The sequence below is a fragment of the Bradyrhizobium sp. B025 genome (genome assembly GCF_042257955.1).
Lineage (GTDB): Bacteria > Pseudomonadota > Alphaproteobacteria > Rhizobiales > Xanthobacteraceae > Bradyrhizobium > Bradyrhizobium diazoefficiens.
In genome coordinates this window covers 2,013,480-2,031,469 of sequence record NZ_CP170150.1, presented here as the reverse complement: position 1 = coordinate 2,031,469, position 17,990 = coordinate 2,013,480, and the positions used below count along the sequence as shown (strand labels likewise).

The following is a 17,990-nucleotide window of genomic DNA, read 5'->3' as shown; positions in this document are numbered from 1 at the left end:
CACGTATCATTACGGCACGCGCGACGAGTTCCCGGTGTTGGCGTTTGCACACAGCGCTTCCACACCACAGCAGTCATGCCCCGCGGGCGATGACACCGAGAGTGTGGCGGCATGCGCGTTCAACAGTCTCGTCATTGCGAGCGGAGCGAAGCAATCCAGACTGCCGCCGCGGAGGGATTCTGGATTGCTTCGCTGCGCTCGCAATGACGCGTGGCAAGAGTGCCGCTCAAAATGAAAGAGGCGGGGTTGGGCCCCGCCTCTTCGCATTCAACATTTCAAATCGCCTTACGCTTGGCTCGCGACCGCCTTGCCGAGTGCGGCTTGCGCCGCGGCGAGACGGGCGATCGGCACGCGGTAGGGCGAGCAGGAGACGTAGTCGAGGCCGATATTGTGGCAGAAGGCGACGGAAGCGGGATCGCCGCCATGCTCGCCGCAGATGCCGACCTTGAGCTTCGGGCGGGTCTTGCGGCCGCGCGCGACGCCGATCTTGACCAGTTCGCCGACGCCTTCCTGATCGAGCGCGACGAAGGGATCGATCGGAAGGATGCCCTTGGACACGTAGGTGCCGAGGAAGCTCGCGGCATCGTCGCGGCTGATGCCGTAGGTGGTCTGCGTCAGATCGTTGGTGCCGAACGAGAAGAACTCGGCGCTCTCCGCGATCTCGGCCGCGAGCAGACAGGCGCGCGGCAGCTCGATCATGGTGCCGACCTGATAGGCGAGCTTGGTGTTGGTGTCGCGCATCACGGCCTGTGCGGTGGCGTCGATGCGCGCCTTGACGAGGTCGAGCTCCATCTTGGTGGCGATCAGCGGCACCATCACCTCGAGGCCCACGGCCTTGCCGGTGCGCTTCTCGGCCTCGACCGCGGCCTCGAAGATCGCGCGCGCCTGCATCTCGGCGATCTCGGGGTAAGCGATCGCGATACGGCAGCCGCGGAAGCCGAGCATCGGGTTGAACTCCGACAGCTCGCGCGCGCGGTCGGCCAGGCGCCGCGGGTCGGTGTTCATGGCACGCGCCACTTCCTCGACCTCGGCATGGGTATGCGGCAGGAACTCATGGAGGGGAGGATCCAAAAGCCGGATCGTGACGGGCAGGCCCTTCATGATCTCGAACAGCTCGACGAAGTCGGCACGCTGCATCGGCAGCAGCTTGGCGAGCGCTGCGCGGCGTGACTGCTCGTCCTCCGAGAGGATCATCTCGCGCACCGTGCGGATGCGGGTCTCCTCGAAGAACATGTGCTCGGTGCGGCACAGGCCGATGCCTTCCGCGCCGAACTTGATCGCGGTGCGGGCGTCGTCCGGCGTATCTCCGTTGACGCGAACGCCGATCTTGCGGACCTGGTCGGCCCACTTCATCAGCGTGCCGAACTCGCCGGACAGCTCCGGCTCGATCATCGGCATGCGGCCGGCGAGCACCTGGCCGAGCGAGCCGTCGATGGTGATGACGTCGCCGGTCTTGAAGGTGCGCGAGCCGATGCTCATGGTGCCGCGGCCGTAGTCGACGCGGATGGTGCCGCAGCCGGAGACGCAGGGCTTGCCCATGCCGCGTGCGACCACCGCCGCATGCGAGGTCATGCCGCCGCGGGTGGTGAGGATGCCTTCGGCGGCGTGCATGCCGTGGATGTCCTCGGGGCTGGTCTCGATGCGGACCAGAATCACTTTGCGCCCGTCGGCCTGAAGCTTGGCCGCTTCGTCCGAGGAGAACACGATCTCGCCGGAGGCCGCACCGGGCGAAGCCGGCAGGCCGGTCGCGATCACGTCGCGCTTGGCGTTGGGATCGATGGTCGGATGCAGCAGCTGGTCGAGCGAAGCCGGATCGATCCGCGTCACCGCTTCCTTCTTGGTGATCAGGCCCTCATTGGCGAGCTCGACCGCGATGCGCAGCGCCGCCTTGGCGGTACGCTTGCCGCCGCGGGTCTGAAGCATCCAGAGCTTGCCCTGCTCGACCGTGAACTCCATGTCCTGCATGTCGCGGTAGTGCTTCTCGAGCAGCGTGTAGATCCGCGTCAGCTCCTTGAAGGCCTCGGGCATCGCCGCTTCCATCGACGCCTTGTCGGAGCCGGATTCCTTCCGCGCTTCCTCGGTGATGTCCTGCGGCGTGCGGATGCCCGCCACCACGTCCTCGCCCTGCGCGTTGATCAGGAACTCGCCGTAGAGCTTGCTCTCGCCGGTCGAGGGGTTGCGGGTGAAGGCGACGCCGGTCGCCGACGTCTCGCCCATGTTGCCGAACACCATGGCCTGCACGTTGACCGCGGTGCCCCAGGATTCCGGAATGTCGTGCAGCTTGCGATAGGTCACCGCGCGTGCGTTCATCCAGGATGAAAACACCGCTCCAATCGCGCCCCAGAGCTGGTCGTGCGGATCCTGCGGGAAATTCTTCCCGGTCTCGCGCGCGACCGCGTCCTTGTACTTGCCGACCAGCTCGACCCAGTCCTCCGCGGACAGGTCGGTGTCGAGCGTGTAGCCTTGGCTGTCCTTGAAGGTATCGAGGATTTCCTCGAAATGATGATGCTCGAAACCGAGCACCACGTCGGAATACATGGTGATGAAGCGGCGGTAGCTGTCATAGGCGAAGCGGCGGTCGCCCGACAGTTCCGAGAGCGCTTCCACGGTCTCGTCGTTGAGGCCGAGATTGAGCACGGTGTCCATCATGCCCGGCATCGAAGCGCGCGCGCCGGAGCGCACGGAGACGAGCAGCGGGTTCTTGGTGTCGCCGAACACCTTGCCGGTCAACTTGCCGACATGGTCGAGCGCCTTCTCAACCTGCGACTGCAACTCCTTCGGATAGGTCTTGCCGTGTGCGTAGAAGTAGGTGCAGACCGAGGTCGGGATGGTGAAGCCGGGAGGCACCGGCAGGCCGAGATTGGCCATCTCGGCGAGGTTGGCGCCCTTGCCGCCGAGCAGGTCGCGCATCTCCGTCCGGCCCTCGGCCTTGCCGTCGCCGAACGTGAACACCCATTTGCCGGCCTTGGCCGCAGCTGGCGCGACTTTGCTCGGTGCCGGCTTCAGAGCGACCTTGGCGGCGGCCTTCGGCGCAACCGGCTTGGTCGCAGCCTTTGAAACCGCCTTGGCGGCGGGCTTCGCAGCCGGCTTGGACGCAGGCTTGGCAATCGGCTTCGGGGCGCTCTTGGAAAGCGCCTTGCGAGCCGCCGGCGCGGCTTTCGCCTTGACGGAGGACTTTGATTTCGCTGGTATTTTCTTAGGCTTCGAGGCGGCTTTGGCCATAGCTTGCACACAACCTGCGAGAGGAAAGGGAAATCGCGCGCCTTACACCACTTTGGGCAGGCCCGCGCAAGTCGAAGAGTTCCGGAAAATGAAGGCCTAGAGATGGAGCCACTTCAACAATCCGAGCCCGATCGCACCATTTATGATGAGAAAGATCGCGACGATGAGGTTGAGAAGCCGCGGCATGATCAGGATGAGCACGCCCGCAATCAACGACAGGATCGGCGAAATGTGGGCGACAGTGATGTGCATGAATTATCTTTCCGTGGTGGTGGGGCGAATCGCGGGCGGATCATAGCGGACCCGGTTCCGCGGGTAGAGACGCACTAGGGGTCGCACGAGTTCCCCTCTTCGCGAAAACTGCCCAAAAATGCCGCGAATGCGGCAAGGCATTTTCCGGAACATCGCGCGCGTCGCAGCATTGGCAACCGGTCGCGCCACTGGCGCCGGCTGAAATCATGTTGAAGGAGTTGCCCATGCGGAACAGGATTCTCGCTCTCGCAGCGCTTGGCGTCGCGCTCGGTGCGCCGATTGCGGCACAGGCGCAAACAGGCATTACGGTTGGACGCGCGCCCGTCGTGGTCGACGGCGGCCCGACGATCGCGGTCGAGCAGCGGCCAGCCTTCCGCGACTATGTGGTCGAACAACGTGTACCGGCCTTTCGCATTCCGGATCGCGTGGTGGTCGGCGCCACCTTACCCGAGAGCGGCGTCACCTATTATGACGTGCCGCAACGTTTCGGCGCCACCACCTATCGCTACACCGTCGTGAACGGCGAGACCGTGCTGGTCGAGCCGCGCTCGCGGCGCATCGTCGAGGTGCTGGACTAGGTCCTCGACGGACACGTTCCTTTCGAGCGAACCGGTATCCACTTCGCTCGAAAACGCATCGTTCAACTCGATGTCCGGCGCGTCAAATCAGGCTGACGCGTGCAGTGTTAGAATCGGACATCAGGCCCCGCCCGGTTTCCCCCGCCGGGTGGGGCTTTTTTATCCTCAGCAAGAGCCGTCATTCCGGGACACGCCGGAGGCGTGGGCCCGGAATCCATCGGGCCACAGCGCGTGACGATGAATGGATTCCGGGTTCGCGCTTCGCGCGCCCCGGAATGACAGTAGTGTTTGCCGCGCGGCCGCGCCTCAATCCTGGATCTTCGAGAAGTCCGCGACCGCACGCGTGGCGCTGCGGATTTCGTTGAGCAGCTTCAGGCGGTTCTCGCGCACCTTCGGATCGTCGTCGTTCACGCGAACTTTTTCAAAGAACGCATCGACCGGCGGACGCAGCTTCGCCATCGCGCTCATCGCGGCGGCAAAGTCCTCCTTGGCGACGGCGGCGGATGCTTCCGCCTGCACCTCACTGATCGCCTTGGCCAGCGCCTTTTCCTCGCCGAGGCCGTAGAGCGCAGGGTCCGGCGCACCATCGAACGTGCGCTTGTCCTTCTTCTCCTCGATCGAGAGGATGTTGCTGGCCCGCTTGGTGCCGGCGAGCAGGTTCTTGCCGTCGTCCGACTCGAGGAACTTGCCGAGCGCATCGACGCGGCGAACGATCATCAGCAGGTCGTCCTGGCCACCGAGGGCGAACACGGCGTCGACGAGATCGTGCCGCGCGCCCTGCTCGCGGAGCTGGACTTTCAGACGGTCGGCGAAGAAGGTAAGCAGGTCACCCGGAAGCTTCTGCGCATCGGCTGGCTTCACCGACAAGCCGGCGAGTGCGGACGCAGCCACCTTCATGAGCGACAGCCGCAACGTGTTCTCGGCAATCAACCGGATCACGCCGAGCGCCGCGCGACGCAGCGCATACGGGTCCTTGCTGCCCGTCGGCTTCTCATCGATGGCCCAGAATCCGACGAGCGTGTCGAGCTTGTCGGCGAGCGCCACCGCGACGCTGACCGGGTCGGTCGGCACGCGATCGGCGGGGCCCTGCGGCTTGTAGTGCTCCTCGCACCCCGCCGCGACGGAGGCATCCTCGCCCTGGGCCAGCGCGTAGTACTTGCCCATCAGGCCCTGCACCTCAGGGAATTCGCCGACGACTTCGGTCAGCAAATCCGCCTTCGCCAGATGCGCGGCACGCGTCGTCTTGGCAACATCGGCGCCGACAAACGGCGCGATCTCGGCGGCGAGCCGCTCGATGCGCTTGATGCGCGCGGCCTGCGTCCCGAGCTTCTCGTGGAACACGATCTGCTCGAACTTCGGCAGGCGGTCCTCGAGCTTGGTTTTGAGGTCCGTCTCGTAGAAGAACTTCGCATCGGAAAGCCGCGCGCGGATGACGCGCTCGTTGCCGGCGATGATGGTCTTGCCGCCATCCGTCGCCTCGATGTTGGCGACCAGGATGAACTTGTTGGCGAGCTTGCCCGTCTTGGCATCGCTCACGACAAAGCACTTCTGGTTGTTGCGAATCGTGGCGCGGATTACTTCCGCGGGCGTCGCCAGAAATTCCTCCTCGAACGAGCCCATCAGCACGACCGGCCATTCGACGAGGCCGGCGACCTCGTCGAGCAGGTTCTGGTCCTCGACGAGATCGAAACCCTGCGCGAACGCAAGCTGCTTGGCGTCGGTGAGGATCGCGTCCTTGCGGCGCTCGGGATCGAGCACGACCTTCGCGTCCAGCAGCTTCGCTTCATAGTCCTCGAAGCGGCGCACGTTGATCGCGGCGGGCGCCAGGAAGCGATGGCCGTAGGTGGTCTGGCCGGCTTCGATGCCGTCCACCGCAAACTTCACGACATCGGGCTCTTCGGTCTCGAGCCCAAACGTCGCGGTAATCGCGTGCAGCGGACGCACCCAGTTCAGCGAGCCCGGCTTGCCCGAACGCGCGCCCCAGCGCATCGATTTCGGCCAGGGGAAGGTGCGGATGATGACGGGCAGGATCTCCGCAAGCACGTCGATCGCGTCGCGGCCGGGTTTTTCGATCAGCGCGATGTAGAAGTCGCCCTTCGGATCGCGCTGGATCTTAGCCTCATCCAGCGACTTCAAACCTGTCGCTTTCAGAAAACCCTGCACGGCCGCATCGGGCGCGCCCATTTTCGGTCCGCGGCGTTCGGTCTTCAGGTCGGGCTGGCGCGCAGGGATTCCGTGTACGGTGAGCGCAAGGCGGCGCGGCGTCGCGAAGGCTTTCGCACCCTCGTAGACGAGGCCTTCGGCGACCAGCTTGTCGGTGACCATGCGGCGCAGATCGTCGGCCGCCTTCGCCTGCATGCGCGCGGGGATTTCTTCCGAGAACAGTTCAAGCAAAAGATCGGGCATCAGGCCGCTCCGCCCGCTTCAGTATGGATCCAGGCCTCGCCGCAGGCCTTTGCCAGCTCGCGCACGCGAAGAATATAGCTCTGCCGCTCGGTCACGGAGATCACGCCGCGCGCGTCGAGCAGGTTGAAGACATGGCTCGCCTTGATGCACTGGTCATAGGCCGGCAGCGCCATCAGGTGCTCTTTCCGGTTGCCCTCGCGCCAGCCCGCGTCGAGATATTTCCGGCAGGCCGCTTCCGCCATCTTGAACTGCTCGAACAGCATCGCGGTGTCGGCAACTTCGAAGTTGTGCTTCGAATATTCCCGCTCGGCCTGGAGGAAGACGTCGCCATAGGTGACCTTGGCGTCGCCGTCGCGGCCGTTGAAATTGAGGTCGTAGACGCGGTCGACGCCCTGCACATACATCGCGAGGCGCTCGAGCCCGTAGGTGAGCTCACCCGCGACCGGCGCGCATTCGAAGCCCGCGACCTGCTGGAAGTAGGTGAACTGGGAGACCTCCATGCCGTCGCACCAGCATTCCCAGCCCAGGCCCCAGGCGCCCAGCGTCGGGCTCTCCCAATCGTCCTCGACGAAGCGGATGTCGTGCACGGCGGAATCGATGCCGATCGCGGCGAGCGACTTCAGGTACAGCTCCTGAAGGTTCGGCGGCGACGGCTTCATGATCACCTGGAATTGGTAATAGTGCTGCATCCGGTTCGGATTCTCGCCGTAGCGGCCGTCCTTGGGCCGGCGCGAGGGCTGCACATAGGCCGCGTTCCAGGGTTTCGGCCCGAGCGCGCGCAGGGTGGTCGCCGGATGGAAGGTACCCGCGCCCATCTCCATGTCGTAGGGCTGCAGGATCACGCAGCCCTGCTCGGCCCAGAACCGCTGGAGCGCGAGGATGAAGCCCTGGAACGAGCGTTCCGGGCGCATATGGGCGGGCAAGGAGGCGTCCATCGTCAGATCAGGCTCTCGCGGGGGGTTTTGAATCGCGCGGGACCGTATCGACGGCAGGGATGGGAATCAAGGCAAAGGGGGTGGAAATGGCCGTCATTCCGGGGCGCCCGAAGGGCGAACCCGGAAGCTCGAGATTCCGGGTTCGGTCCTGCGGACCGCCCCGGAATGACGCCGTGTGGAAGGTGCAGCTAACCCGGCCGATACGCCCCGGTCACGGGGTCACGCTTCAGCGTCTGGATGTCCCCCATATGGGCGGCCTCGGCGACGCGCGCGAGGCGCATCTCCTCCAGCTCCTGGTTGATCCGGACAGCGGTCTTGTAGGCCCAGCGGACCACGGCAAGCCCGCCCAGGACGCCCGCGAAAGCGACGAACGGCGGCATCTGTCGATCCTTGTCTAGTGCTCAGCCCCCACGCACATTCTTGCGCAGACCGGGCCGCGCCGCAATTGGCCCGGCTTCAAGTCTCCTTGGGACCAAATGGCGCGGAAGACCGCGCCCTAGAACCCGAATTTCGCCCAAATCGCCCGCGTTTCGACCGCCGAGATCAGCTCGTCCGGCAGCCCGGCCATTGATTCCAGGGCCGAAAGCTGGCCTGCGCCGGGCGATTTGCGCCCCAGAAGGCCGGACAGCAGCCCGGTCGGCTGCGCGATCACGGGGGTGAGAACCTTCTCGCCATAGCGGGCACGAAGAGTTGAGCGGAGATCGCCGATGCCGTCGGCCAGCCCCAGCGCGATCGAACTCTCGCCGGCCCAGTATTCGCCGGTGAACAAGGTGTCGTCCTCGCCCTTGAGCCGCGCGCCGCGGCTCTCCCTCACCAGCGCAATGAAGATCTGGTGGATCTCGCGCTGGAGCGCCTTGAGCTTGGCGACGTCGTCGGGGTTTTCGGGCAGGAACGGATCGAGCATCGCCTTGTGCGCGCCGGCGGTATAGAGCCTCCGCTCGATGCCGAGCCGCTTGATCGCGTCCTGGAAACCGAAGCTGCCGCCGACCACGCCGATCGAGCCGAGGATCGAGGACGGATCGCAGAAGATCTCGTCGCCCGCACAGGCGATCATGTAGCCGCCCGACGCCGCGACGTCCTCGACGAACACCAGCACCGGCAGCTTCTTCTCCGCCGCGAGCTGCTTGATGCGCAGATAGATCTGGCGCGACTGCACCGGCGAGCCGCCGGGCGAATTGATCACCAGCGCCACCGCCTTGGCGTTCCGCATCGAGAAGGCCCGCTCCAGCACCCGCGCGACGCCTGCGAGCGTCATGCCCGGACGCAGCGGCGTCACTGCACCGATCACGCCTGACAGCCGCACCACCGGCACCACCGCCGTGCCGGGGCGGAAGCGCGCCGGCAGATATTGCATGAGCTTGTCGGCCAGGCCGGAACTCTCACGATCGTTCAATTGTTCGGCCATGCCGTTACCTCTGTTTAACCATTTTTTATCACGCGACTGTCATTGAAAGTGCCTGGAACGTGTTTTGCAGAATTCCCGTCGGGAAGCTGCAATGAAGCAGCGGAGGAAACGCCATGAAGATCTATCTGCTGTTGATGCTGATCGGTGCGCTTTTCACGGCGATTCGCTTTACGTCCCCGCAAGAACAGCAGTCGGAATCGCTGCCGCAGTAGGCCGTCACAGCTCCGCCAGCGGCAAGACTGCCCTTCCCTCCAGAATATCCGTCACCTCTTTTTTAGGCACGTGTGACTCTTCGTTAAGCATGAGGCCCGGCAGCAGGCGCGTCGGCGCCCTGCCGCCTTTGATCGCGCGCACCAGCACGCGGATCGCGGGCCGTCCCGCTTCGCCATGAACCGGCAGGATCGCAAGGCTGCCGAAGCCGCGTGACAGCGCTGCCAAAATCTCGGCGATTCCATCCGCGCGCCAGATCAACGTCAGCACACCGTTCGACCGGAGGATACGCCGCGCTGCATGCACCCACGCATGCAGCGTCTCCTCCGTCGCCACATGCGCGATATGGCGCGCCTGGTCCGGCGAGCCGCGATGGCGCACCGGATCGTTGAAGGGCGGGTTCATCAGCACACTATCGACGCTGTCGGGCACGAGCCCATGTGCCACGAAAGCCTGCGCATCGGCCGTGACGTCGAGCACGATCGTCTCGGCGGCAATCGCGTTCGCCGCCGCATTGGCGCGCGCGAGCTCCGCCAGTTCCGGATCGATCTCGACCAGGCTGAGCCTGATCCCCGCCACGCGCCGGCCAAGCGCCAGCCCGGCCGTGCCGATGCCGGCGCCGAGATCGACCACGCGGTCGCCCGCTCTCGCCTCCGTCGCCGCCGCGAGCAGGATGGCGTCATGCCCGGCGCGATGCCCGGACCGCTTCTGCTTCAGCCGCAACTGGCCGCCGAGAAAGGCGTCCTCGGTGATGTCGGCCTCAATCATCGCCGCGCAGTTCGTGGCTGAGCCCCGCCTCGGTCAGGAGCTGCCGGGCCTCCTGGGCGTCGTCCTCATGGACCAGGATCCGCCGCGGCAAAATGCCGAGCGAGCCCTCGATGATGCTCATGTTCTGGTCCAGCACCAGATGATGGATATTGGCGCCGTCGAGCAGCGCGCCGATCGCCGACACCAGCACCATATCGTTGGTCCGAACCAGTTCACGCAAAACGCAGGTCTCCTGCCTGAAAGGGGTTAAGCGGCAAATGTCAATGGTTCCGCGGCACTTGCCGCGTCCGCCTCCAGTTTCTATTGTATTTCCATCAGAATAGCCCTTCCGGGGCAAATATTGGAGACCGGCGTGGCCGTCATCGTACCTTTCGAAAGTCCCGGCGCGTCGATCGAAGAGCTGGTTGCCCTTGTCGCCGGTGACATGGAGCGCGTCAACGCCACGATCCTGTCGCGGACCGGTTCCGACGTAACCATGATCCCGGAGGTCGCCAACCATCTGATCTCCTCCGGGGGAAAACGCCTGCGGCCGATGCTGACGCTCGCCATGGCGAACCTTGCCGGCTACACCGGCGACGGCCACATCAAGCTGGCGGCCTCCGTCGAGTTCATGCACACCGCCACCCTGCTCCATGACGACGTCGTGGACGAGAGCGAGATGCGCCGCGGCAAGCTCTCGGCGCGCATGCTCTGGGGCAACGAGGCGAGCGTGCTGGTCGGCGACTTCTTGCTCGGCCAGGCGTTTCGCATGATGGTCGAGGTCGGCTCGCTCCGCGCGCTCGACATTCTTTCCGCGGCGGCCGCCACCATCGCCGAGGGCGAGGTGATGCAGCTTGCGGCCGCCAAGAACACCGCGACCACCGAGGACGAATATCTCGCCGTGATCCGCGGCAAGACCGCCGAGTTGTTCGCCGCCGCCTGCGAGGTCGGCCCCGTGATCGCCAACCGCCCGAAGGCGGAACAGACCGCCTGCCGCTCGGTCGGCATGAATCTCGGCATCGCCTTCCAACTCGTCGATGACGTGCTCGACTATGGCGGCAAGAGCGCCAAGCTCGGCAAGAACACCGGCGACGATTTCCGCGAGGGCAAGATCACGCTGCCGGTCGTGCTCGCCTTCCGCCGCGGCAACGACACCGAGCGCGCCTTCTGGATCAAGGCGCTGGAGCGCGGCGAGATCGGCGATTCCGACCTCGACCACGCCATCGGCCTGATGAACAAGCACCGCGCGCTCGAGGACACGCTGAGCCGCGCCCAGCACTACGGCGCCATGGCGGTGGACGCCCTGGCACTGTTCCCGTCGTCGCCGATGAAGAGCGCGCTGGAGCAGGTCGTGGCGTTCTGCCTGGCGCGGTCGCATTAGCGGCCTGAGGGTCTTTCTGCTTCTGCTATCAACCCCGTCATCCTGAGGCGCGAGTGGCGCGATGCGAAGCATCGCGCCGGGAGCCTCGAAGGATGCACGGCCCGGGCCGTCGCCCTTCGAGGCTCGCCGAAGAGGCGAGCACCTCAGGGTGACGGTGTTCGATCAGTGCGCATTGCCCCCAGATCGTCATTGCGAGCGCAGCGAAGCAATCCAGAGTCCCTCCGCGGAAACGGTCTGGATTGCTTCGCTGCGCTCGCAACGACGGAGCAAGGCGCGCAAGCCCTGCTCGCCAATTCGCATTTTCAAATCACAGAGACAGGTTCGCAATCGCACAACTCGCCCGCGCGCGATGAAGCTGCTCACCTAGTAACTTGCATTTTGCAAGTTACTCTCCTATCCTCCCGCCATGCAGCCCAAATCCCCCTCCATCCTGGAATGCCCGGTCGGCCGCGCCGTGGAGACGGTCGGCGAATGGTGGAGCATTTTGATCCTGCGGGATGCGTTCCAGGGCGCGACGAAGTTCGACGAGTTCTCGCAAAATCTCGGGATCGCGCCGAACATCCTGTCGCGGCGCCTCGCCCATCTCACCGCGTCAGGCATGTTCGTCCGCCGCCGTTACAGCGAGCGGCCACCGCGTTACGAATATGTGCTGACGGACAAGGCGCGGGATTTCTTCCCCGTGGTCGCCGCGCTGCTCGCCTGGGGCAACAGGCATCTCGCACCGAAGGGTGAATCCATTCTGCTGGCGAGCCGGGCCGATCGTCGACCGTTCGACCCGGTCGTGGTCGATGCCGCCGACATGCAGCCGATCACGCTCGACAATGCGGTCATCATCGCTGGGCCGGGCGCCAGCCGCGGGATGCGCAAACGGCTCGCTTCGCTCAAGGCCATGAACCCGGCCATTGCGCCGGCTGGAGACTGACATGCGTCGTATCGTCGTGACGGGAATGGGCGCGGTGTCGCCGCTCGCCTGCGGTGTCGAGCTGTCCTGGCGCCGGCTGCTCGCCGGCCAAAGCGGGCTGCGTCCCCTGCCCGAATGGGCGCAGGCGCTCCCCGCACGCATCGCGGGCCTCGTGCCCGACAAGGCCGGCGATGCGGACGGCGGCTTCGATCCCGCGCAGGCCGCCGCGCCGAAAGACCAGCGCAAGATGGACCGCTTCATCCTGTTTGCGCTGCTCGCCACCGCCGAGGCGGTCGCGCAGGCCAAATGGACGCCGCAGGATGCGAGCGCGCTGGAACGGACCGCGACGGTCATCGGCTCCGGCGTCGGCGGCTTTCCGGCGATGGCGGAGGCGGTGCGCATCACCGAGCAGCGCGGCGTGCGCCGGCTCTCGCCATTCACGATCCCCTCGTTCCTCGCCAATCTCGCCGCCGGCCACGTCTCGATCAAATACGGCTACAAGGGACCGCTGGGAACGCCGGTCACGGCCTGCGCCGCCGGCGTCCAGGCGATCGGCGATGCCGCACGCATGATCCGCGCCGGCGAGGCCGACGTTGCGATCTGCGGCGGCGCGGAGGCCTGCATCGACATCGTCAGCCTCGGCGGCTTCGCCGCGGCGCGCGCGCTGTCGAGCTCCTTCAACGAGGAGCCGAGGCGCGCCTCGCGCCCGTTCGATCGCGACCGCGACGGCTTCGTCATGGGCGAAGGCGCCGGCATCCTGGTGATCGAGACGCTCGAGCATGCGCTGGCGCGCGGCGCGACACCGATCGCGGAGATCGTCGGATACGGCACGACGGCGGACGCCTACCACATGACGTCGGGGCCGCCCGATGGCGACGGCGCGCGCCGCGCCATGGAGATCGCACTGCGGCAGGCGCGGCTTGAGCCCGGCGAATTGCAGCATTTGAACGCGCATGCGACGTCGACGCCCGCCGGTGACGAAAGCGAGCTTGGCGCGATCGGCGCGCTGTTCGGCCGTAGCCGCAGCATCGCGGTGAGCGCGACCAAATCGGCCACCGGCCATCTGCTCGGCGCCGCCGGCGGGCTGGAGGCGATCTTCACCGTGCTCGCCTTGCGCGACCAGGTCGCGCCGCCGACGCTCAATTTCGAGAACCCCGACGCGAGCGCTGATGGCATCGACATCGTCTCAGGTAGCGCGCGGCCGATGCCGATGCGGCACGCCATCTCCAACGGATTTGGCTTCGGCGGGGTGAATGCCAGCGTGATCTTCCGCCGGATGGACTAAACGACGGGCCTTGCAATCGCCCCAAGCATCGCTACGACAGCAGGATGACCGACACGAATTTCTGGCTGTTCCTTGCCGCGGCGTCTCTCATTGCCGCCATTCCCGGCCCCGGCATTTTCTACGTCGCGGCGCGGACCTTGTCCGAGGGGCGCGGCAGCGGCTTTGCCTCGACCGCAGGCACGGCGCTGGGCGGGCTGGTTCATGTCATCGCCGGCAGTCTCGGCATCTCCGCCATCATTCTCGCCAGCGCCGAGCTGTTTGGCGCCGTCAAATTCGTCGGCGCGCTCTACCTGGTCTGGCTCGGCATCAAGACGTTTCGTAGCGCCGGCCGCGCACTGTCGCTCGAAAGCGAGCCCGTCGGCGACAGGCGCGCATTCCGCGACGGCGTGCTGGTCGCGCCGCTGAACCCGAAGACCGCGGCGTTCTTCCTTGCCTTCATTCCGCAATTCCTCGATCCCATGGGATCGAACCCCACGCTGCAATTCATCGTGCTCGGCGCGATCTCGGTGACGCTGAACACACTCGCCGATGTCGTCGTGGCGCTGATGGCGTCCGCGACGCGCACGCAACTGATCGGACGGCCGCACCTGATGCGGCGCCTCACCCAGGGCTCCGGCGTCTTCATCGCGGGCCTCGGACTCTCGCTCGCGCTGGCGCGGCGGCCGGCAAATGGCTAGCGCCCCGCAAAGCCGCTTCTATGAATCGCACGGCCTGCGGCTGCATTATGCCGATTGGGGCAACGAGGGCGCGCCGCCCCTCATCCTGGTCCACGGCGGCCGCGATCATTGCCGCAGCTGGGACGTCATCGCCAGATCGCTGCAACCGCATTTTCACGTGCTGGCGCCCGACCTGCGCGGCCACGGCGATTCCGACTGGACCAAGGGCGGCAGCTACGCGCTGACGGAATATGTGTACGATCTCGCCCAGCTCGTCCGCGGCGTCGCAGCGCCCCAAGTGACTCTCGTCGGCCATTCGATGGGCGGCATGGTGAGCCTGATCTTTTCGGGATCGTTCCCCGAGCAGGTCGCGAAGCTGGTCGTGCTCGACGGCGTGACCATGTTGCCGGACGCGCCGAAGCCGCCGGCGCACGAGCGCATCAGCAAATGGGTCGGCCAGCTCGACAAGCTGCACGACCGCACGCCGCGCCGCTATTCCACCCTCGCGGATGCCGCAGCGCAGATGGTGCTTCACAACAGGCGGCTCTCCCGCGACCTCGCGCTGCATCTTGCAACGCACGGCGCGCGACGGAACGAGGACGGCACCTATAGCTGGAAGTTCGATCCCTACCAGCGCGCCTCTGCGCCGCACCGGCTCTGGCCGGACGATCACGTCGAACTCTGGTCGCGCATCGCCTGCCCGACGCTGTTGCTGAATGCCGGCGAAAGCTTTCTGGCGGGTGCCAGGGCCGCAGGCCTGGAGCGCTATTTCCCGCAGGCGCGTGTCGAGACCATCGCCGGCGCGGGGCACTGGCTGCAGCATGACAAGCCGCAGGAGGTGTTGGGTGAGATCCGGCGGTTTCTCGGGCTGGCCGAGGACGGCGCGGGTTAGCTCCACTGCCGTAGGGTGGGCAAAGCGAAGCGTGCCCACCACTTCGATCGCGTCACTTGGATGCATGTTGGGCACGGCGCTATCGCGCCTTTGCCCACCCTACGGCAGTGTCGTCGGAGAAATACCTAAATTAGCTCAACGTCCCCGCATGCACCCACCAGCCGGGGTGATCGCGCCGGATCTTTTCCGCGGCAGCATGGGCCTCGGCCGGCGCGCCATAGATCGCAAAGCAGGTCGCGCCCGAGCCGGACATGCGGGCGAGCTTGACGCCGGCGGAGTCGCGTAGCGCCTCCAGCACCTCGCCGATGACAGGTTCGATGCGCATCGCGGGGGCTTCGAGGTCGTTGGCGACGATTTCGAGAACCTCGACCCAGTCGGCAATCGAGGCGCCCTCCTCCGGCCAGGCCGGGGCTCCGATGACGGAGGTGGCGCCGACCAGCAGCTCGCCGTTGCGCAGGCCCAGCGCCTGGAACACGTCCTTGGTCGCGACCGGCACGCGCGGATTGACCATCACGCAGGGCATGCTCGGCAGCGCGAGCGGCAGCAGCTGCTCGCCGACGCCGGTCATGTCGCAGGCGCGCGAATACAGGCACACCGGCACGTCGGCGCCGGTCGCGAGCGCGACCTTCTGGAGGCGGGGATCATCGAGCGACAGGTTGTTGAGACGCGCCAGCAGCCGCAGCGCTGCCGCTGCATCCGCCGAGCCACCGCCGATGCCGGCCGCGACGGGCAGCACCTTGTCGAGCGCAAAGGCGCCCAGCTTCAGGTTCGGCACGGCCTCGGCCAGAAGCTTTGCGGCCTTGAACACGAGATTGTCGGCAGTATCGCCGCATGCTGCGGCCAGCGGCCCGGTGGTGGCGAGCTTCAGCTCGCCGCCCGGCTCCAACGTGAGCCGGTCGGCGCAATCGGCAAACGCCACCACGCTTTCGAGATCATGATAGCCGTCGGCACGACGGCCGACCACGCGAAGGCTCAGATTGACCTTCGCGCGCCCCTCTTCAATCAACGCCGGCATCGGCGACACGCCCCCAACTTCACTCAGCTTAGCCGCCCTTGCCGTCGTCCTTCTTCTTCTCCGCCTGCGCGGCCGAAGAGTTCGAATTGTCCTCGGTGAGGCCGTTGGCGATCTTGGCCTCGATCTTCGGAAGCTCATCCGGCTCGGGCTTGAGATCGCGGGCGTGCGACCACTGGAATTTGGCTTCCAGCGTGCGGCCGACGCGCCAATAGGCATCGCCAAGGTGATCGTTGATGGTGGGATCCTCGGGCTTGAGATCGATCGCGCGCTCGAGGTTCTTCACCGCCTCTTCGTAGTTGCCGATGCGGTAGTAAGCCCAGCCGAGCGAGTCGACGATGTAGCCGTCGTCGGGACGCTGCTCGACGGCGCGCTTGATCATCTTCATGCCTTCGTCGAGGTTCACGCCCTGGTCGATCCAGGAATAGCCGAGATAGTTGAGGACATGCGGCTGGTCGGGCTGCAGCTCGAGCGCCTTCTTCATGTCGGCTTCGGCCTTGGCCCACTGCTTGGAGCGCTCCTCGCAGATGCCGCGATAATAGTACCAGACGCTGTTGGCCTTGTCGTTGCCGGCCGGCAGCACGTCGACGCCCTGCGAATAGGTCGCGCCGCAGTCGCCGAACTTCTTGCGGCCGCGCTCGATGTTGCCGAGCGCCATGATGGCTTCGAGATCCTTGGAATCCTCTGACGTGACGCCCTTGAGGATCTTGATCGCCTCATCGGTGCGGTCGGCGGAATCCAGATCGATGGCGAGCTGGATCTGCGCGTTGCGCTTCAGCGGCGAGGTCGACGGCACGCGCTCATAGACCTTGATCGCCATCTGCGGCCGCTTCACCGATTCATAGAGATCGGCGAGCGAGAGCAGCGCCAGCGGATGGGTCGGCTGGAGGTAGAGCGAGAGCTGGAGATAGACCAGTGCCAGATCCTCGCCGCCGCGGCGGGTCAGCGTGGCGCCGATGCCGTAGAGGGCCTCGGCAGCGCCGGCCTGCGCGGAATCGACCAGCGGCGGCAGCTTCTTGCCGGCCTTGGTGTCGCGCAGCCCTTCCACGATCAGCGGATGGCGGGCGAGCTTCTTGTCGAAGGCCTGGTAGACGGTGGTCGCGGCGGCCGCATCCTTGTTGCGCGACAGCCAGCGCGCATAGGCCTCGGTGACGCGCAGCATGGAATCGTCGAGCTTGTAGGCGCGCTCGAAGCGCGTGCCGGCGTCCTTCTCCTTGCCGGCGAGTTCGAGGATCATGCCGGCGTGGAGATCCTTGAACAGCGGATACCATTCCGGACCGGCGAGCTTGTCGATGGTGGCGACAGCACCCTTGGAATCGCCGGCGCCATAGGCCGCCCAGCCCGACAGCAGCGTGGCGACGAGATCGGTGATGGGGCCGCGGATCGACTGGTTGATGTTGGTCTGCGCAGTCGCGTATTTCTTCATCTTGAGATCGTGCACACCGACGACGAGGCGCGCGACGCGGTTGGTCTTGTCGATGGTGAGGACACGCTCGGCGAGCTTGACCGCTTCGTCGATGTCGCCGTCGGCGACCGAGGAGATGAAGGCACGGTCGAGCAGCTCGTTGTTCTTCGGATCGGTGCGGAGCGCCGAGCGGTAGAATGCGGCGGCCGAGGTTGCGTCGCGCTCGACGCTGGCGTGGCGGGCGGCGAGATAGCTGCCGGAGGTCGTGAGCGACTTCAGATCGTTCCGGGTCGGAAACTGCGCCGCCGTATCGGACGGATGATCCGGCGTCTGCGCCAGGACCCTGCCGGGGACCGTCGCGATCGCTGTGCCCATGAGGGCGATGGCGGCGACAGTCCAGCGGTTGAAACGATTTGAAAGCATCAGGGCTCGCCTTGAGTTGGTAGTGCCTGGGTTTGCAGCAGAAAGCCGTCTCGCATGCGAACGCGGCCGGTGGCATCGGGACCCGGAACCGTCAGGTCGGACAATGCCGCTTTTGGCGGTTTACCGCAAGGATTCGGACCGGGCGATCGCCTCCGAACGCCCCAAATCGGACAAGAGCGCCCCAAGACGCCGCCACTATGGCCTTATCGTGGCCGCGACAGGTGGCCGCGGCCCGGTTCTCACGCGAACGTGCGGCAGATCACCCTTTGTGACCAGATCC

The 17,990-nt window shown here is 65.9% G+C and carries 16 protein-coding genes; 6 read left to right on the top strand and 10 right to left on the bottom strand.

All coding sequences use genetic code 11. From position 1 onward, the window contains the following. Window positions 1-285 precede the first annotated feature (285 nt). Both ppdK and ACE10W_RS09370 read right to left on the bottom strand, forming a co-directional pair. Window positions 286-3,222: a pyruvate, phosphate dikinase gene (ppdK, locus tag ACE10W_RS09375; protein WP_304551207.1), complete on the bottom strand. Its 2,937-nt coding sequence runs from the start codon at window positions 3,220-3,222 to the stop codon at window positions 286-288. Between the two features lie 96 nt (window positions 3,223-3,318). Beyond that, window positions 3,319-3,474 carry a DUF3096 domain-containing protein gene (locus tag ACE10W_RS09370; protein ID WP_074077234.1) on the bottom strand — a complete coding sequence of 52 codons (156 nt, stop codon included), beginning with the start codon at window positions 3,472-3,474 and terminating at the stop codon, window positions 3,319-3,321. A 224-nt stretch (window positions 3,475-3,698) separates the two neighbouring features. Here ACE10W_RS09370 and ACE10W_RS09365 point away from each other — a divergent pair, with 224 nt between their 5' ends. Then, entirely contained in the window at window positions 3,699-4,052 is a 354-nt protein-coding gene (locus ACE10W_RS09365; RefSeq protein WP_038965925.1) for a DUF1236 domain-containing protein, read from the top strand. A 306-nt stretch (window positions 4,053-4,358) separates the two neighbouring features. On the opposite strand, the gene glyS is transcribed toward ACE10W_RS09365, so the two are convergent. From glyS to ACE10W_RS09335, 6 genes are all read right to left on the bottom strand, one after another. Then, window positions 4,359-6,458, bottom strand: coding sequence for a glycine--tRNA ligase subunit beta (gene glyS, locus ACE10W_RS09360; RefSeq protein WP_304551201.1), 2,100 nt, complete (start codon window positions 6,456-6,458; stop codon window positions 4,359-4,361). Then, complete coding sequence (locus ACE10W_RS09355) at window positions 6,458-7,393, bottom strand: glycine--tRNA ligase subunit alpha (protein WP_011085322.1); 936 nt, start codon at window positions 7,391-7,393, stop codon at window positions 6,458-6,460. The genes glyS and ACE10W_RS09355 overlap by 1 nt, the downstream gene beginning before the upstream one ends. Before the next feature lie 188 nt (window positions 7,394-7,581). Then, a complete protein-coding gene (locus tag ACE10W_RS09350; protein ID WP_028175609.1) occupies window positions 7,582-7,773 on the bottom strand; it encodes a hypothetical protein in 192 nt (63 codons plus the stop codon). Window positions 7,774-7,889: 116 nt separating this feature from the next. Then, a complete protein-coding gene (locus ACE10W_RS09345) occupies window positions 7,890-8,798 on the bottom strand; it encodes a S49 family peptidase (RefSeq protein WP_304551200.1) in 909 nt (302 codons plus the stop codon). A gap of 216 nt (window positions 8,799-9,014) precedes the next feature. After that, complete coding sequence (locus ACE10W_RS09340) at window positions 9,015-9,776, bottom strand: tRNA1(Val) (adenine(37)-N6)-methyltransferase (protein WP_011085320.1); 762 nt, start codon at window positions 9,774-9,776, stop codon at window positions 9,015-9,017. Next, window positions 9,769-9,996, bottom strand: coding sequence for a DUF2007 domain-containing protein (locus ACE10W_RS09335; protein ID WP_011085319.1), 228 nt, complete (start codon window positions 9,994-9,996; stop codon window positions 9,769-9,771). The genes ACE10W_RS09340 and ACE10W_RS09335 overlap by 8 nt, the downstream gene beginning before the upstream one ends. A 132-nt stretch (window positions 9,997-10,128) precedes the next feature. On the opposite strand from ACE10W_RS09335, the gene ACE10W_RS09330 reads away from it, so the two are divergent. The 5 genes from ACE10W_RS09330 (at window position 10,129) to ACE10W_RS09310 (ending at window position 14,870) form a co-directional block, all read left to right on the top strand. Beyond that, window positions 10,129-11,136: a polyprenyl synthetase family protein gene (locus ACE10W_RS09330; protein ID WP_304551199.1), complete on the top strand. Its 1,008-nt coding sequence runs from the start codon at window positions 10,129-10,131 to the stop codon at window positions 11,134-11,136. A gap of 406 nt (window positions 11,137-11,542) precedes the next feature. Then, window positions 11,543-12,058 carry a helix-turn-helix domain-containing protein gene (locus tag ACE10W_RS09325; protein WP_304551198.1) on the top strand — a complete coding sequence of 172 codons (516 nt, stop codon included), beginning with the start codon at window positions 11,543-11,545 and terminating at the stop codon, window positions 12,056-12,058. A 1-nt stretch (window position 12,059) separates the two neighbouring features. After that, a complete protein-coding gene (fabF, locus tag ACE10W_RS09320; RefSeq protein WP_028175604.1) occupies window positions 12,060-13,322 on the top strand; it encodes a beta-ketoacyl-ACP synthase II in 1,263 nt (420 codons plus the stop codon). A gap of 44 nt (window positions 13,323-13,366) precedes the next feature. Beyond that, window positions 13,367-13,999 carry a LysE family translocator gene (locus tag ACE10W_RS09315; protein ID WP_304551197.1) on the top strand — a complete coding sequence of 211 codons (633 nt, stop codon included), beginning with the start codon at window positions 13,367-13,369 and terminating at the stop codon, window positions 13,997-13,999. Beyond that, window positions 13,992-14,870, top strand: a complete 879-nt coding sequence (locus ACE10W_RS09310) for an alpha/beta fold hydrolase (RefSeq protein WP_304551195.1) — start codon at window positions 13,992-13,994, stop codon at window positions 14,868-14,870. The genes ACE10W_RS09315 and ACE10W_RS09310 overlap by 8 nt, the downstream gene beginning before the upstream one ends. A gap of 130 nt (window positions 14,871-15,000) precedes the next feature. On the opposite strand, the gene ACE10W_RS09305 is transcribed toward ACE10W_RS09310, so the two are convergent. Continuing rightward, a complete protein-coding gene (locus ACE10W_RS09305; protein ID WP_304551193.1) occupies window positions 15,001-15,885 on the bottom strand; it encodes a 4-(cytidine 5'-diphospho)-2-C-methyl-D-erythritol kinase in 885 nt (294 codons plus the stop codon). A 28-nt stretch (window positions 15,886-15,913) separates the two neighbouring features. Continuing rightward, entirely contained in the window at window positions 15,914-17,710 is a 1,797-nt protein-coding gene (locus ACE10W_RS09300) for a tetratricopeptide repeat protein (RefSeq protein ID WP_011085312.1), read from the bottom strand. Window positions 17,711-17,990 lie beyond the last annotated feature (280 nt).